We start from the raw sequence: 16,300 nt of genomic DNA, 5'->3' as shown, positions 1-16,300 counted from the left end.
CTACTCCTATAATGTTATCCTAAGGGCTTCTTTGCAAACGGAAAAATGTGCTGGCAGGTCGCCAAAGTATTCTCCGTCAACATCAAGTTCCACTTCCTGGTCACAGTACAATTTTACATCTGAGCTTTGGAAGTAAACAACGCCGTCATGATTAATGTGTTTTCCGTCTCTAATCTTCATAAAGCATGATATGAGGTCAACTATTGGCATCTCCTTGACAATTATGCAATCCAGCTTGCCGTCTGAAACGCTTGCAAGCGGAGCCATCTTATCAAAGCCGCCAATGCTTTGTGTATTTGATATTAAAAACAAATAAGCCATGAGCTCTTCTGAAAATTCTTCAGACTCAATAGTCATATTCATTGGCTTTAAATTTTCTGGGTTGATTTCTGATAGGGCCTTTAAAACATAAGCACTCCTGCCAAAAACTGATTTCAAGGACTTGGGCGTGTTGTGGGCAACGTCTGTTAAAATTCCCACTGCTCCAACATTTATAAAATATTTATTGTTGCAGATACCCACGTCTATGTCCTTGAAATTATCTCCGACAATGGATTCATAAGTTTCATAATTGGACTTACAAAGTTTCATATACTTTGCAAAGTCATTTGTCGTCCCGCAGGGGATTATAGTCAGTGGAATCTTGGAGTCCTGGCTAACTATGCCAGCCACAACTTCATTTACAGTTCCGTCTCCGCCAATTACCACAATCCGGTCAACTTCGTCCTTGACCGCATCGATTGCAAAGAAACAAGCGTCATCTTTTTTGCTGGTGTACCTAGCAGATATCTCGTGGCCATCTTCCAGAAGAAATTTGGAAACCGCAATCATGGTCTCTCGGCTTTTTTCTCTGCCGCTTGAAGGATTAATAATAAACCTAATTCTCATCCTTGCCACCATTTTCATCTTCTTTTGTCTCTTCTTGTGTGTCTTCTTGGGCTTCAGATCCGTCGAATATATCCACATTTATACCTTGGACCAAAAGAAGGTTTTTGATAACATTATCTATAACCACGCCATCAAATTTCTTGATCCCATCCATCTCAAAATAATCATCAACTATATTGCCTGTCGGAAATTCTCCATACATATCCTTGTAAAAATAAACTCCAAGCAAGCAATCTTTGTTGTTCTTTTTTACAAATCTTAAAATTGGCTTTGGCAGCCTCCTCATCTCAGCCATAAAATCTGACCTTTGATCAGACGATAGGCTGTAGAGTTTTCTGATGGAATCCTTGGGTGAATAAGGAATTACATCCAAGAGTTCAGACTTTCTAAGAAGCTCATACATCCAAATGTATTCTCCATTTGAAAAATGCTCATACATCTTATCCATGTCGCCCATGCCGGCTGCGTCCTCATAATAGGCGTCCTTTACAAGGTCTGTGATGTATTCTTGCTTGGGTCCTAATTTATCAAAGAGTCCAAACATTCCAAAGAAGAGTTCCCCATCAATCTTTGGCTTGCCATCTACATATACAAAATTAAAGGCGGTATCATTTTGGTCAACAGCCTTGTAAGAGTTATTGTAATCTTCAATATATTTAATCAAATCCTCTGCAATTGTCTTTGGCTCCTTGCTCTCGATGGAGAGGATATCATAAAAATACTTGTGGCTTACGCCAGTGTAGACAATGTTGGACATATTTTCATTTTTAAAACAATTGCCCTCGCTGTCAAGATTTATTTTTAAAAATACAGCTTCATTTATACCATCGGCCTCAATAGTAGACTTGGCAAGCATTTTTGCTATTGCCCTCCTGCCGTCTTCGGTATCCATCATAGCCTTTAGTGATTCCATTTTTTCCTCTGGCAGATAAATCAAATTTGTAAAATTCATATCGCCAAGGGTAATCCGAGACCAAAAATCAGCCACCAAGTCTGTAAGCTCTTCGCTATCAATCACGACAGCATCGTTTACATACTTGCGTCTGTATCTATCCATGGTATCATCGCCCATAAAAACTTCTTCTTCTTGATCCTCGGGCTCCACTACCTCAACTTTTTCTTCTCTTGGCTTAACCAATTGGCTACAGCCAGTAAATAACATGGCAAAAATAATTAATAAAATAAAGCGTTTTTTCACTATAATCAACCTCATCTCTATAGGACAATAATAACAAATAATCGACAAAAAATCAAACCACCAGCTTGCACTTAGGTCACACTTGTGCCATAATAAAATCGAGGTGAATTATGATTGAAAAAATTCTAGGCATAATTTTAATTCTAGGCCTAGCCGGATATGTAATAAAATTTTTAAAAGCGACAATCGGCAAAGGCAAATCAGATGACGACGCAGACGATGACGGTGGATATTATATGACCGGCAAATAAAAAATTAATTTCTAAACAAAAATAAGCCACAAATTCTGTGACTTATTTTTTAATGTATCTTTTTAATATCTTATAGCTTTGCATCCTTGGCGAGTTTATCCACCATTTCATTATATTTAATGCCTGTGTGAGCGTCAACCTTTACAAAAACGACTTCAATTTTATCTTTTATGGTATCAAAATAATCCCTATATCTCTGGGTTAAAATATTGTTGGCCTTCCATTCTTTGAGGGCCCAGTGCCTGATGCCCGTGTAGTCATAGTGCAAATATATTTTCTCATAGCCGAGTTCAATAGCCCTGTCTATAGCCGCCATGGTTCCCAAAACTTCGCCAGCAACATTTCTGTAGTCCTGGTATCTTGGATCATCAAATCTCTTCGCGCCTTTAATTTCTTCTTCCCCATCTATAATTACATAACCATAAGAATAAGTTTTGTCTTTTGAATAGCTGCCGTCTACATAAACAATTGCTTCTCCATCCTCATGAACTGAAATTATTTTATCCTCTGTATTATTATCTATCATATAATTTTCGGCTTCTTCTTTTGTTTTAAAAGACTTATATACAGCGCCCTTGTAACCGTGCACTTGAGCCTTGGCTTGATCCCACGATGTATAAATGCCCGGAGTCTTGCCATTTTTTATTGCATAGTATTTCATAAAATCTCCTCCAAAATTTATTTTAACACAATTACTGTATAATTTGAAGTATTTGGGGTATATGTACCTTAAGGAGGATTTTTTATTATGATCAAAGAATTTAAGGAATTTATTGCAAAAGGCAATGTCATGGACATGGCCGTAGGTGTTATCATGGGTGGAGCCTTTGGTAAAATCGTTTCATCACTAGTAAACGACCTACTAATGCCACTTATCGGCTTAATCTTGGGTGGAGTTGATTTTACCAACTTGTTTATCGCCCTTGATGGAGGCAACTACGCAAGTCTTGCAGCTGCAGAAGAAGCAGGAGCAGCTCTATTTAAATACGGTGCTTTTATCCAAAATATTATCGACTTTTTGATAATAGCTTTCTGTATCTTCTTGATGGTTAAAGCATTTAACAAAACTAAAAAAGAAGAACCAGCTCCAGCTCCAACCACAAAAGCATGCCCATATTGCAAGAGCGAAATTGCAATCGATGCTGTTAAATGTCCACATTGTACAGCTGACTTAAGCAAATAAGAGAGCTTAAAGAATAAAAGAAATTTCATTAAAAAATACCCATTAGTTTATTTCTAGAACTAATGGGTATATGAATTTTAGGAGGTATGATTATGTTATCAATTATTTATTACACAGAAACAGGCAATACAGAAGCTATGGCCGAAGCTATTAAAGACGGCGCAGAAGAAGCTGGCAAAGAAGTTAGATTACTAGCTGTTGACGATGCATCAGAAGCTGATGTAAAAGAAGCAGACGCAGTTCTATTCGGATGCCCTGCAAAAGGCGACGAAGAAATCGAAGACCTTGAATTTAGACCTTTCCTTGAATCAGTTATGGAAGATTTAAAGGATAAGAAAGTTGGAATCTTTGGTTCATACGCATGGAACGATGGCGAATGGATTGAAAACTGGAAAAAAGAAATGGAAGAAAACGGTGTTGAAATTGTAGAAGCACTAAAAGCTTTCGACTATCCAGATGCAGACGCCCTTGAAGAATGCAAGGAACTCGGCAAAAACTTCTAAGTTAATAAGTTTACAAAACTCGTTTTAATACGAGTTTTTTTATTGGGGAAATTAATAAGAGTAAATGAATTTTCCTAATCAAAAAAGAGACTTAAATCAATAAGTCTCTTTTAATTTATTCAGTATTCAATTTTGGCTAGTTAAGATTATCTATTCTTGTTATATAATAAGTGGAGCCAACTTTCTTATATTCAAATTGTAGCTTGTCATTATCCCTAGCATAGCCAACGAAATCTGATTGTGTCTTTCTCACGCCTCTAACGAGATAGGTTGTATTGCTATCAAATTTGAAATTGTATCTAGAGCCTCTATTAAATTCCCTAGAATTTGTAGTTGTAATATAAATTTCAATACCAGATGTGCTTACATAAGATTGGCTAGAGACTTCTCCTTCCATATATACGGAATCTCTACTACTGCTGTATCTATCCACTTCAATCTTATCGACAACCCCATTTCTCATAGTAACCCTAACCAGGTCATCAACCCTTAAGTCATCGAGTCTATAATTACTTGAATTATTATAATAGTATACTTTTGTATAGTTGTCCACTTTTAAGTCCACTTTATCTCTAGTATATGAATCTGCTGACTTTCTTAGAGATAAAGTTATATAATTGTCATTTCTAGATGGTCTAGTAAATACATAGCCTTGTAAAACCCCATTTTCAACTTTGCCAAAAACTGTATCTATATCTGTAAGATATCTACTTCTATCAAACGTTAATTTGATTGGTGTACCTTGAATTATATACTTATTTGTATTGGAACTTTTAACAAGGTCCTCTACATAAACTCTGTCATTATTAATTCTAATATAAGAGCTTGCTAATTCAACTGATTCTGTATGATTCTTTCCATTTGGATATAGATCCATATAATATTTACCATTACTATAACCGAATTGATAGAAAGTACCATCTGAATAAGCGTCTCCACGTTTTGCTTCAACTTTTGTTACCTTGTCGCCAAGTTTGGTAATTTTTACTTCGTAATTTACATCTAGGTCGGATAGATTAGCCTTTGATCCGTCCAGATAAATATCAGCATCTCTTAAGTCTAGCTCAACTTTGTTATTTAGAATTGATCCTCTTTGGTATTCAATTTCAAACCTATAAGTTGAATAGATAGCTGAAATCTTACCTTCGATTGTTTCTTCTGTTGATTTTAAAGTTGCCTTTGTAACCTTGGCTGTTTCTGTTGTGTATGTGAAAGTACCCTTCATGCCCTTGGTAATTTTATCAAATAGAGCTGGTGAACCATCAATAATTAGCTCTGCTGCATAGCCAACTAAAACTGATTGAGTCTTTGCTCCTGTATTAATAAGAGCAATAACTTCATCGCCATTTTCTGTAACGTCTACAACAGTACCTTCAATTGTAGTGGTAACTGGCTTTGGTGGTTCTGGTGGTGTGACAGGCTTTGCTGGATTCTTTTCAAGATAATCCATAGCAACTGTAATCATCTTAGCTATACTTGCCCTATCGATTGGATCGTTAGGTCTAAAGTTTCCTGTGCCGTCTCCTTCTTTGCTCAAAACTCCAATGTCGATTAGAGCTTGGATGCGTGAGTGAGCGTCAACAGAAATTTTGCTTGTGTCCTTGTATGGTAAGGATACAGCTTGTTTGGTATCTAGCTTCAAAGCATTTGCTATAAAGCCAGCTGTGTTGGTTCTATCAACAGGTTTTCTTTGCGCAGGTTTTGTGTCCAAAAGCATCTTTCCTTCAACAGCTAGGGCTAAGCCCTTCATTGAATAAACACCTGCGTATAGGCATTTTAAAATAGCTGGTCTGGCCCAATCAATGCCTGGGTTTCCTTGTTGTTTAACAACATTTAATAGGGCATCAAGATCTTTACCGTAAGTTGCGTTTGCAACTTTTAGATCAGCCTCAGAAACATTTACAAGATTTGCAAGCAAGCTTGTGATTTCTGTAAATGCAATATTTCCTTTTGGTTTGAATGTCCCGTCTCCGTAGCCCTTGATAACTCCGGCCGATGCAGCCTTGTTAACATAAGGTGCGTACCATTCACTGTCTGGGACATCTTTAAATTTAGCCGCTTCAATATTTACTGGTAAAAAAGATACAACCATCAAAGCAGCTAATATTATCGATAATAGCTTTTTCATAATTTCCTCCTTATCTCTAATTATCAAAAATCTAATAATTGTTCGAAATTCTTCTTTATATAAATATTTTACATCATTGCACTAAAAAAGGCAACAGATTCGTATTACATTTGTTTTACATTATGGTCTTTATGTTACATTTATATTAAATTTATTAAAATTCCTTGAAAAGCTTGAACTTTACATATATTATATAAAGTAAGTGAGGGTATGTATGAAATTAAGAAAAATTCTTGCTCTGGTCCTAGTAGTTTTAACCTTGTTGGTTCAAAACTCCTATGCAACAGACAATTCAAAAGATACAAGTAAATATTTCGAAAATGAAGCCCGCACGCTTGAAAAAGTTGGCATTATCAAGGGAGACAAGGAAAAAAATCTCCAGCTAGAAGCAAATCTCAAGCGCAAGGATCTGCCTATAATTATTTCCCGGCTTTACAGCGAAGAAGATAAGGCCAAGAAATCCACTTACAAGATATCATTTAATGATATAAAAAAAGATGACTACTTCTATTCTTATGTAGCTTGGGCTGTTGAGAAAAAATTGATAAAGGGAATTAGCGATGAAGAGTTTGGCGCCAACGAAAATGTAACCATCAAGGAAGTTGAGGTAATATTGCTTCGGACCCTAGGCTATGAAGAAGAGGCTAAGACTTGGAATTTAATCGAGCCCCTAAGCCTTTCACTTGGCTTGCGTGATGGCCTAAATATTGAATCGGGCAAAAACCCAGAGCTAAATCGCGGTGAGCTTTCAAAACTCATCGTTAATGCACTTTCAATCGAGTGCAAGGGCTCAACCCTAAAATTAAAAGATATCTTAAATATTAACATCTAAAAAGGACTTGCAAAGTTAAAATGAAGCAAGCCCTTTTTTGTTTACATATTATTTTGTATGAGATTATAACCTATTATCTAATAAGAAAAAATCTAGCGAAGCGTGTAGGGTCCACTTTATGTGGACCGAATTTTTCCTTATTGCTTGCAACCAATCAAACAAAACTTTTATTCTCTATTCCAAACATTGCAGGGAATTTAGCAGGTAAATTTGATGAGATTTGAACGGGACGAATTTTTTGACGATGCAAAGATAAAATTCGCAATAAAAAACCGACATACATAACATGTCGATTTTAATATTCTCAATTCTATACATTGCACGGATTTATTAAGAAAAATAGATGAATTTTTTTAGGCTGAGACTTTTTTACGACCGAGGTGTACAGATGGTACTACGCAGGGAGAAAAAAGTCGAACACTGAAAAAATTCGCTATTTTAATAATAAATTAGCCTACTTTTTTCAGCGTATAAAAGTCATAATCCGTTACAACCCTATAATAACCCTTGAGCTCCTCATTTAATTCCACATCTCCGGTATCTACCAGTAATGGTCCGCCAACGGAATTTAATTTAGTCTTTGTGGCGAGTACTATTATATTGTCCTTGCCCACCCGCCTTAGAACTTCTGGTGAAAATTGTTGGTTGCCTCTGCCAAATAAATAGCCTTGGCCGCCAATAACTGTAATAATAATCTTGGCCTTGTCGTATTTGTCCAGGAGTTTTAAAATTTCTTTTTCATCTATGTCCTTGCCAATTTGTTCTCCATTGTAAACTGCATCTACTCCAAGGAGGGACCCGTTTAGGTCCATGATATCCATAATTGGCTTTAAAGTTGAACCAGTTCCCACCAAATAAAGTGTGTTCTCTTCCATGGTATCAACTGCGTATTGGCAGATGGATTCGATGTCTGATTGTTGGCCTTGGGACCTGGTGGACTTTAAGGCCTGGACAAGGGCGGTTACAAAGGGGACTTTTAAATAGCCATAAAGCTTTGTACTTAAAATTTCATTTCTAAAGGCCTCTTCGTCAATGTCCATAACCTCTTGCAAGAGAAGTTCATACCCCTCGCCCTTTAAAAATCTTTCTATAACCAGGGCAGCAGATTCAGGTTTATTGGCAAAGACTGCCGAGTGCATCTTGGTCCCTGCCGGTATGCCAAGGGCCGGTATTTTGTCACCAATAGCATCGTAAATATTTCTGGCAGTCCCGTCGCCTCCAGCAAAAACTAATAGGTCAACGCCCTCATCCATAATTTCCTTGGCGATCCTAATGGTGTCATCAGCCGAAGTTTTGTCTCTCAGCTTATCCACTTCCCTGTGGTCTATGCCGAGCTCTTTTAATATGTCTCCGCCCATTACTCCTGGTGCTGAAATTATTTCTGGCAATTTATTATCTCTTTTTAATATTTCAAAAACTGTCTTCGCCCTTTGGTTGGCCTTTGGTTTTGCCCCGCGTTCCAGGGCCAGCTCTACGATTTTGTCACCATCGCTGCCCTTTAAACCTGCGCTGCCACCAATTCCAGCCAAGGGATTTACAATTAATCCTATTTTCATTTTAATCTCCTTTTTTAACTTTAAAATCTATATATTTAACAGAACCGTCCTTGATTGTCATCATCACCTTGCCCTTTAGCTTTGTTCCTAAAAGTGGGGTGTTTTTTGATTTAGAAAAAGAATTTGAATAGCAATACTCGTAATCAGGGTCGATTAAAACCAAGTTTGCCCTCTGTCCTGTTTCTAACTTTAAAGATTTATTGTAAAGTTTACGAGGATTTGTGCTCAAAATCTTAATCAAATCCCTCATCTCAAAGCCAGATTCGTCTACCAATTTCATATTGAGCATAGAAAAAGCAATCTCTAGTGAAATCACTCCAGATTTTGATTTATACTTGCCCAGCTCTTTATCAGCCTTTGTGTGCGGAGCGTGGTCAGTGCCAATCATATCGATAGTTCCATCTCTAAGTCCTTCAATAAGTGCCAACCTGTCCGCCTCTTCACGAATAGGAGGATTGACCTTTAAAAGTGTTCCGTACTTTTCCACATCTTCCTTGTTAAAGGAAATATGGTTTGGATTGACTTCAGTCGTAATATACAAGCCTTCTTTTTTAGCCTGCCTGATTAGTTCTACCCCTTCTTTTGATGAAAGATGTTGTACGTGAAGGTGGCCTCCAATCTCTCTTAATAAATCTATATCTCTTTTTATAATAGAAATCTCAGCTTCTCTTGGAGCCGTATCATCATAGCCCGGATGGCTAATATAAGTTGGATCTTCTTCATGCAAGCTAATAATAAAATCGTGATTTTTGCTTGCCTCTAGAGCTTTACGCATAAAATCTACATCAGCCAGAGGGAAACCGTCGTCAGTAAAACCGATTACGCCCATTTCCTTTAGGACTTCAAAATCAACCAGCTCTTTGCCCTTCATGCCCTTGGAAACATTTGCAGAAATATAAATATTTACTGGCAAATTTTTAACTTTCTCCATTGCCTCGGCCACCATTTCCTTAGAATCAATCGGCGGCACAGTGTTTGCCATTGCAACAAGGTCTGTAAAGCCACCGCAAAGAGCAGCCATAGATCCGCTTTCAAAAGTTTCTTTTCCCTCCTCACCAAAGTCTCTCAAGTGAGTGTGAGGGTCAAAAAAACTTGGGGCTAAAATCAGTCCATCAGCATCAAATATATTTTCATCTTTAACATCTAAATCCTTGGCCATGGCCTTGATGGTCTTTCCACAAATTTGTATATCTAAAACTTCATCAAGCCCTTGCAAGGGATCAATTACACGAGCATTTTTAATTAGCATTGCAAAACCTCCTATAGGACATATACCCATAGTGGATTATTTTTAAAATTATGTTATAATAACAAGTGGAGGTATCTTATGACAAAAAACGCATGGTTAAAATTAAATGAAACAGAAAGAAAAGAAGTTCACAGCTTTTGTGACGGCTACATTGATTTTTTAAATGTTGCAAGAACAGAAAGACTTGCCAACATCGAAATCATTCGTCAAGCAGAGGCTAAAGGCTTTAAAAACATTGAAGAAGTTGACAGCTTAAAGGCTGGCGACAAGGTTTATGTAGACCAAAAGGGCAAGGCTGTATTGATGTTTGTAATCGGTAAAGAAAATATCGAAAACGGCTTGCACATTGTTGGATCACATATCGACAGCCCACGCTTAGACGTCAAGGCAAATCCACTTTATGAAGATTCAGACGGAATGGCAAAATTAAAAACTCACTATTATGGTGGAGTTAAAAAATACCAATACGGCACAATTCCTCTAGCAATTCACGGCGTCCTCTTTAACAAAGACGGCGACAGAATCGAAATCAACATTGGGGACGATGACAAAGATCCAGTTTTCTGCGTATCAGACCTTCTAATCCACCTATCCAAAGACCAAATGGCAAAGACAGCCAGAGAAGCTCTGACAGGTGAACAAATGAATGTCATCATAGGCAACATTCCTGTTGAAGGCAAAGACGAAAAAGAAGCTGTTAAAGCAAATATTTTAAAATTAATCAAAGACAAATACAATTTTGAAGAAGAAGATTTCAAAGTTGCAGAACTCGAAGTTGTACCAGCTGGCAAGGCTAGAGAAATGGGACTCGACCGCTCAATGATCCTTGCTATGGCCACGACGACAGAATCTGTGCCTATACTTCCCTTCAAGCAATTCTAGAAGTTGAAAACCCAACCAAGACTGCCCTTTGCATCTTCGCCGACAAAGAAGAAATCGGCTCAATGGGCAACGCAGGTATGGCTTCATATATGTTTGAAAATGCAGTTGCAGAAGTTGTTGCAAGACTTGGTAACTACTGCGAACTCAAGGTTAGACGCGCACTCAAAAATTCAAAAGTTTTATCTTCAGACGTAAGCGTTGCTTATGACGGAGACTTCGCAGAAACTTGCGAAAAAATGAACACAGCCTTCCTTGGAGACGGTATCGCCCTTGTAAAATACACAGGCTCAGGCGGAAAAGGTGGCTCAAATGACGCCAACGCAGAATTCCTCCAAGAAGTCAGAACAATCTTCAACGAAGGAAATATCGTATGGCAAACAGGCGAACTTGGCAAAGTTGACCAAGGCGGCGGCGGAACAATCGCTTTATTGTTATCAAAATACGGCGCAGAAGTTGTAGACTGCGGACCAGGACTACTAAGCATGCACGCCCCACACGAAGTAGCCAGCAAGGTAGACACCTACATGTGCTATAAGGCCTACAAGGTATTTATGGATAGATAAAAATTTAAAAATAAAATTAAAATAGCTATGAGCAAAACGCTTATAGCTATTTTTTCTTGCCATTATTTATCACTTTGTTTTAAATTAAAATTCAAATATCTCTTCAAACAAAAAGACGGTGCAAAATTAATCTCACCATCTAAATTTATTTTGTCTTTATATCAATTATTACTAGCTCTGGTCTGTTAAAAATCCTGGGCACGCGAGTGGACTCTCTGGCGAGTCCTCGACTGACGATCATCTGGCTGTGATCAAAATTATACAAGCCTCCAGCGTATGATGGCAGCCAACCTTCATCAGGGGCGAAGACTCCGTTTAAAATATATGGAATCCTCCACTGGCCTCCGTGGGCGTGGCCGCAGAGAATTAAATCAAAATTATATTTTAAATACTCGTCTACAAAGGCTGGTCGATGGGCAAGCAAAATCGTAAAAAGTCCATCGTTTTTATTTTTACCAACTTCCTCCAGCTGGTCGTAGAAATCTTTTTCCTTGTCTGTAAATCTTTTCACATCAGGATCGTCAACTCCTGACAAAGAAATTGTCTGACCATTAATATTTATTTTACTAGTCTTTCCATCCAAAACTTCAATATTATTCTCTCTAAGCCAATCCAACATTCCATCCACCCGTCTGGACCAGTACTCGTGGTTGCCAGTTACATAGTAAATCGGATACTTATTTGAAATGGCCTGCAAAAATATCTTTGTATTGTCATCGGGAATCTCATCATCAAAAATATCCCCACCCAAAAGAACAATATCAGGCTCTTCCTTATCCACAGCATTTATCAAAGTCTTTTGACCTTCCCCATACTTGCAGGAATGCAAGTCAGTCACCAGGGCAAGCCTAAGAGGCGAATGAATCTTGTCCGACTCGATTACGTAATGAACCGTCTTTAAACCTACATCAAAAGCCGCAAACAAAAATATTATTAATAAAATGATACCAAAAATACGTAAATATACTTTCTTTTTATTCTTCTTCATCAAATCTCCGTTTATTATAAATTAATTATTTCCTTGTCATCTTAGCTATGCACTCTACACCACTTGTGCCTTTAAACATATCGATTACATATATTTCTTCGATATCGAAAGTGTCTTTTAGGATTTTTAGGTCTCTAGTAAATGTTCCCAGGTCGCAGCTCATATAGATGAGTTCTTTTTTGCATGTTTTGTTGATTCCTGCAATTACATCCTTGTGGAGGCCGGACCTTGGTGGGTCGATAATTATTGTGTCATATTCTTTTTTGTTTGTCCGCATATAATCGGCTGTGTCCTTGCAGATAAATTTTGTATTTTTTATATCATTTAACTTAGTGTTGTCCTTGGCGTGGTTGATGGCGGATGAATTTATTTCCACGCCCGTTAAAGACTTAGCGTTTTTGCCCACGTAAAGGGAAATAAAGCCAACTCCACAGTACAAATCTAGGACTTCTCCCCTTTCCTGATTGCCGATTATTTTTAAAGCGTGGGATGCTCCTGACTTGGAGTTTTGAAAAAATCCATCTATATCATGGGCGTATCTGATGCCTTCAATTTCTAATATAGGCAAGGTCCCCCTGTGGCCATTGATATCTTCAACCCCATCTATTTTCTCTCCAAAATACTCGCCGTCAGTCGCCAAAAATAATCCATTGTCCGCCTGCCTTAGGCTAACATAGGTCGCGTTTTTTAAAAATTTTGGCAGAGTTTCTATAAAGTCTTTGTGGCCAAACAATATTTCTAGGTCTGGCAGGTAAATATCGTTGGTCCCTCTGGAATGCAAACCGATTTTGTCTCCGTCAACATGGAGGCGGATTTTATTTAGCTTGTAATCATCGCTAGCCACAGCTTTTACATCTATGTCTAGACCAACTTTTCTCTTGATATTAAAATCCACCATATTCTTTTTTAATTCTAGCTGATAGTCTTCGTCAAGAGGATAAAGGGGATAAGCTGAGCCCAGTGGATTTTTAGTAAATTTTCTCCTATCAGAATACTGGATAAATTTTTTTACCTCAGCCTCGTCATAATTTTTCTTTTCATTAACTAAAAAATACTCCACCAAATCTCCTGGTAGAGCATCTTTTACAAAAACTGTTTTACCGTCTCTAATTACACCCCTGCCATCGGTTGAGATATCTACAATTTGTCCGCGCATTAAAAATGCCCCAATCTATAAACTGTATTTTCCATTAGCGATAGGTCGACAACTCTAAAGTCATCGTGGACGCTCTCTGGCCAGTTAGGTGTTGCTTCGTTATTTTGAAATTTTTTCATGGTTTGAATGGCCCCTTCAATTATCATCAGGCTATCCGAATCGAGCTTTGAGCCCTCTTCAAGCATAACAGATTTGTATGGAGTTTCATTTGGCTTAACCGAACCGCTAAGTGGATGGGTCAAAAGCTTGTAGCCCTTGTGAACCATGTCTCTAATGGTTGTTAGAACCTCCATATAAGTTTTGTTATCATCAATGTAAACAAGATTAAATTCATTTTCAAATTTGTCACGCACATAAGGATTGTTGGTGACAATTATATTTTTACTTTTCATAAATCCTCCTTATAATTTATCTGCAAGATCTATAATTTTTTTAAGTCTATGGTTGATACCCGACTTTGTCAGCCTACCGCCCATAAGTATAGAAAGTTCGTTCAAACTGGCATCAGGATTTGCCAGTCTCAAAAGCCCGACATCATACAAATTTTTATCCAGGTCTTCAAAGGCTCCCATTTCTTGGAGCTTCTCTATTGCCTCGATTTGCTTTAAACCTGCGGCTATAGTTTTGGTCATGTTGGCCGATTCGCAATTTACCCGACGATTCACATCATTTCTGGTAGCATTTAAAATCAGGCTGTCTTCAAATACCAAAGTGCTTTGCACAGCCCCCATTAAAGTCAGCATATCCGAGATGGCATTTCTCTCTTTTATATAAAGAATTATATTGTTTCGTCTCAAGGTGAAACCACATTTTATACCCAGGCTCTCTATGAGCTCTTGACCCAACTCTGCCTCATTTAAATATTTAAATTCAATTTCCAAATGGTAGCTCTTATCTGGATCGCTGACTGAACCATTGGCAATAAAAGCCCCCCTTACAAAGGCCCTTTTTAATTGATTGTCAGAATTTTTTATAAAATCTCCAAGCTTAAAGATTGAGTCAATATAAACATGGTTTTTTCTTGGTCCTCCAATCTTTATTTTAAAATCATCTGGCGAAGAAAATTTTTTTATACGATTCAAATACTCCTCGTCACATTTGCCCTCGATAGATTTTTGGGCCATGGCATTTTTGCTAGCCAAATAACCCATTAGCTCGCACAGGTCCTCGTCGCTTCTATTAGACTCATAAGTAAATAATTCATTTTTAACAGTCTGTGTAAAGTTAGCCATTTTTCTCTAAAGTTTTAAAAGCCTTTCTAACAATATACCTTTCGTTTTCATAAGCCAAGAGCTTTTTGGCCTCATCCATTGAAATAAATTCCGTATGGACAAAGCCCTCTTTCCTTTGAGGTTTGGCATCAAAGCTGGTCGCCTCCATCAAATACCATTTGACCTTTTTGGGATAGGACTTGCCCTTGCCAACATTCATCTTGTAATAGACCGTATCTATATACTTGATAATCCTTGCGTCAATGTTGGTCTCCTCTTTTACTTCTCGCAAAGCAGTCGTTTCCCAGGACTCGCCTTCCTCTACTCTACCCTTTGGCAGGCAATAGTAGCCGTTTTTCTTTTGTAAAATCAAGAGTTCATTATTCTTATTAATAACAACTCCTCCGCAAGAAATAACCATAACACTCCCTAAAATAACATAAATAATTTATACAATAAATTCGCAGCGATACCTGCGCAAATTCCACCAATAGTGTGAGACATAATCGCCTTACCCGTAAGTTCTTTAGCTCCCAGTGAATCCATCATTGCAACGTGGGTTGATAAATATCCACTCCAACACATGCAAATTGCGGTGAAAACTGCTATTTCATTAGCAGTAATTGAACCGGATTCAATAAGGCCTGGCACAAGTCCCATAGCAGCACCAGCGCTTCCAAGAGCAGTAATAGGCACAGCAATACTGGATGGATTTTGAAAACCAAATAGCGGACTCAAAATAAAGGAAAGTTTTTCTCCCAGCCATGGCAAAAAAGCCACGCCTTCATTGGCCGCCCCAGTATAACCTTCTGGTCCAGGACCGTTTGTAAGCAAGAGTACCAGTGAACAGATAACTACAACACCAGGAATAATAGTTAGACCCATGTCTACACCATTTTTTCCCCCTTCGAGGAGAGAGTTTATAGCCCTACCTCCAACGCTGCCTTCTCTAACTACTCTTAGCTTTCTATTTTCAAGTTCTTTGAAGTCCAAGGATGAATCTTCTGTTCCATAATAAGCTTTGGTAAAACGCATCATAATGCGAACACTCACAATGGAGCCAATAATTGCTCCCAAATTTCCAACCAAAGCTGCTTTTATAGATCCATCAATCTTCAGCCCCATCATAGTTGATGTGATAATTAAACCCATACCAAAGGAAGTTCCTATATTTGTAAGGGCTGGTAGCTGGTAATTTTTAAAATATCTGACAAAGTTTTGGTCTTTGGCCAAAGATAATATGGCAGGGTTGTCCGACATATAACAGGTAAGTACACCAAGGCTGGCGGCTCCCGGCAAATCGTAAAGTGGGCCCATCAGCTTAGATAAGAGTTTATCAATAAGGGCGATTACCCCAAACTCTCCCAGTATCCCTGACAAGGCACCTGCTATAACTGCAACGCCCATAATGTAAAAACAAACGTCCATAATCATGGCATAAGATGATTGCATAATGGTGTTTATCATATTGATTACACCCATCTTGTGACCAATCAAACCAAATATAGTTGTAAAAATAACTATAAAAATAATAACTTCCCTGCCCACAGCAGGAACTAATTTATGTTTCTCATCCATAACTTCACCTCATGACATTATTTTATCATTAATATTAAAATAAGTAAACAATCAAATAAAAAAGAACCCTGCATCCGCAAAGTTCTCTTGGTTAAAATCTTTTATTTTTTTAAAGCCATCCATCTATAAAATAC

The 16,300-nt window shown here is 37.8% G+C and carries 16 protein-coding genes and 1 pseudogene; 5 read left to right on the top strand and 12 right to left on the bottom strand.

What is annotated here, in order from left to right:
* Positions 1 to 6: 6 nt before the first annotated feature.
* Entirely contained in the window at positions 7 to 888 is an 882-nt protein-coding gene (locus AC6FXG_RS05750) for a diacylglycerol/lipid kinase family protein (RefSeq protein WP_500571901.1), read from the bottom strand.
* On the bottom strand, positions 878 to 2,050 hold the full coding sequence (locus AC6FXG_RS05745) for a hypothetical protein (RefSeq protein WP_500571900.1): 1,173 nt from the start codon (positions 2,048 to 2,050) through the stop codon (positions 878 to 880). Before AC6FXG_RS05745 ends, AC6FXG_RS05750 begins: the two co-directional genes overlap by 11 nt.
* Positions 2,051 to 2,196: 146 nt before the next feature.
* Here AC6FXG_RS05745 and AC6FXG_RS05740 point away from each other — a divergent pair, with 146 nt between their 5' ends.
* On the top strand, positions 2,197 to 2,337 hold the full coding sequence (locus AC6FXG_RS05740) for a hypothetical protein (RefSeq protein WP_157884918.1): 141 nt from the start codon (positions 2,197 to 2,199) through the stop codon (positions 2,335 to 2,337).
* A gap of 70 nt (positions 2,338 to 2,407) precedes the next feature.
* Here AC6FXG_RS05740 and AC6FXG_RS05735 read toward each other — a convergent pair whose 3' ends face one another.
* Positions 2,408 to 2,998 (bottom strand): ribonuclease H1 domain-containing protein, encoded by a 591-nt coding sequence (locus tag AC6FXG_RS05735; RefSeq protein ID WP_500571899.1) that lies wholly within the window; start codon positions 2,996 to 2,998, stop codon positions 2,408 to 2,410.
* Positions 2,999 to 3,085: 87 nt separating this feature from the next.
* On the opposite strand from AC6FXG_RS05735, the gene mscL reads away from it, so the two are divergent.
* Positions 3,086 to 3,520: a large conductance mechanosensitive channel protein MscL gene (gene mscL / locus AC6FXG_RS05730; protein ID WP_500571898.1), complete on the top strand. Its 435-nt coding sequence runs from the start codon at positions 3,086 to 3,088 to the stop codon at positions 3,518 to 3,520.
* 92 nt (positions 3,521 to 3,612) lie between these two features.
* Entirely contained in the window at positions 3,613 to 4,023 is a 411-nt protein-coding gene (locus tag AC6FXG_RS05725) for a flavodoxin (protein WP_500571897.1), read from the top strand.
* A 136-nt stretch (positions 4,024 to 4,159) separates the two neighbouring features.
* Here AC6FXG_RS05725 and AC6FXG_RS05720 read toward each other — a convergent pair whose 3' ends face one another.
* Complete coding sequence (locus AC6FXG_RS05720) at positions 4,160 to 6,151, bottom strand: S-layer homology domain-containing protein (protein WP_500571896.1); 1,992 nt, start codon at positions 6,149 to 6,151, stop codon at positions 4,160 to 4,162.
* Between the two features lie 214 nt (positions 6,152 to 6,365).
* On the opposite strand from AC6FXG_RS05720, the gene AC6FXG_RS05715 reads away from it, so the two are divergent.
* A complete protein-coding gene (locus tag AC6FXG_RS05715; RefSeq protein ID WP_500571895.1) occupies positions 6,366 to 6,983 on the top strand; it encodes an S-layer homology domain-containing protein in 618 nt (205 codons plus the stop codon).
* Between the two features lie 449 nt (positions 6,984 to 7,432).
* Here the strand turns inward: AC6FXG_RS05715 and AC6FXG_RS05710 are convergent, their stop codons facing one another.
* Entirely contained in the window at positions 7,433 to 8,539 is a 1,107-nt protein-coding gene (locus AC6FXG_RS05710; RefSeq protein WP_500571894.1) for an ATP-NAD kinase family protein, read from the bottom strand.
* Between the two features lies 1 nt (position 8,540).
* Complete coding sequence (locus tag AC6FXG_RS05705) at positions 8,541 to 9,788, bottom strand: dihydroorotase (protein ID WP_500571893.1); 1,248 nt, start codon at positions 9,786 to 9,788, stop codon at positions 8,541 to 8,543.
* A gap of 78 nt (positions 9,789 to 9,866) precedes the next feature.
* Between AC6FXG_RS05705 and AC6FXG_RS05700 the strand changes: the two are divergent.
* Positions 9,867 to 11,233 (top strand): annotated as a pseudogene (locus tag AC6FXG_RS05700) (aminopeptidase).
* Between the two features lie 145 nt (positions 11,234 to 11,378).
* On the opposite strand, the gene AC6FXG_RS05695 reads toward AC6FXG_RS05700, so the two are convergent.
* From AC6FXG_RS05695 to AC6FXG_RS05670, 6 genes are read right to left on the bottom strand one after another with little or no spacing between them, the layout of a single operon-like run.
* Positions 11,379 to 12,221 carry a metallophosphoesterase gene (locus tag AC6FXG_RS05695; protein WP_500571892.1) on the bottom strand — a complete coding sequence of 281 codons (843 nt, stop codon included), beginning with the start codon at positions 12,219 to 12,221 and terminating at the stop codon, positions 11,379 to 11,381.
* A 25-nt stretch (positions 12,222 to 12,246) separates the two neighbouring features.
* Positions 12,247 to 13,377 (bottom strand): class I SAM-dependent RNA methyltransferase, encoded by a 1,131-nt coding sequence (locus AC6FXG_RS05690; protein WP_500571891.1) that lies wholly within the window; start codon positions 13,375 to 13,377, stop codon positions 12,247 to 12,249.
* Positions 13,377 to 13,769, bottom strand: a complete 393-nt coding sequence (locus AC6FXG_RS05685) for a GrdX family protein (protein WP_500571890.1) — start codon at positions 13,767 to 13,769, stop codon at positions 13,377 to 13,379. Before AC6FXG_RS05685 ends, AC6FXG_RS05690 begins: the two co-directional genes overlap by 1 nt.
* 9 nt (positions 13,770 to 13,778) lie before the next feature.
* Positions 13,779 to 14,609, bottom strand: coding sequence for a DNA-binding protein WhiA (gene whiA, locus AC6FXG_RS05680; RefSeq protein ID WP_500571889.1), 831 nt, complete (start codon positions 14,607 to 14,609; stop codon positions 13,779 to 13,781).
* Positions 14,602 to 15,009, bottom strand: coding sequence for an NUDIX hydrolase (locus tag AC6FXG_RS05675; protein WP_075574770.1), 408 nt, complete (start codon positions 15,007 to 15,009; stop codon positions 14,602 to 14,604). Before AC6FXG_RS05675 ends, whiA begins: the two co-directional genes overlap by 8 nt.
* A gap of 8 nt (positions 15,010 to 15,017) precedes the next feature.
* Positions 15,018 to 16,166: a CD0519/CD1768 family membrane protein gene (locus tag AC6FXG_RS05670; protein WP_075574769.1), complete on the bottom strand. Its 1,149-nt coding sequence runs from the start codon at positions 16,164 to 16,166 to the stop codon at positions 15,018 to 15,020.
* Positions 16,167 to 16,300 lie beyond the last annotated feature (134 nt).

The sequence above is a fragment of the Ezakiella massiliensis genome (assembly GCF_059862345.1).
Note: the sequence above shows the minus strand (reverse complement) of the source record. Positions and strands in the feature narration are given on the sequence as shown.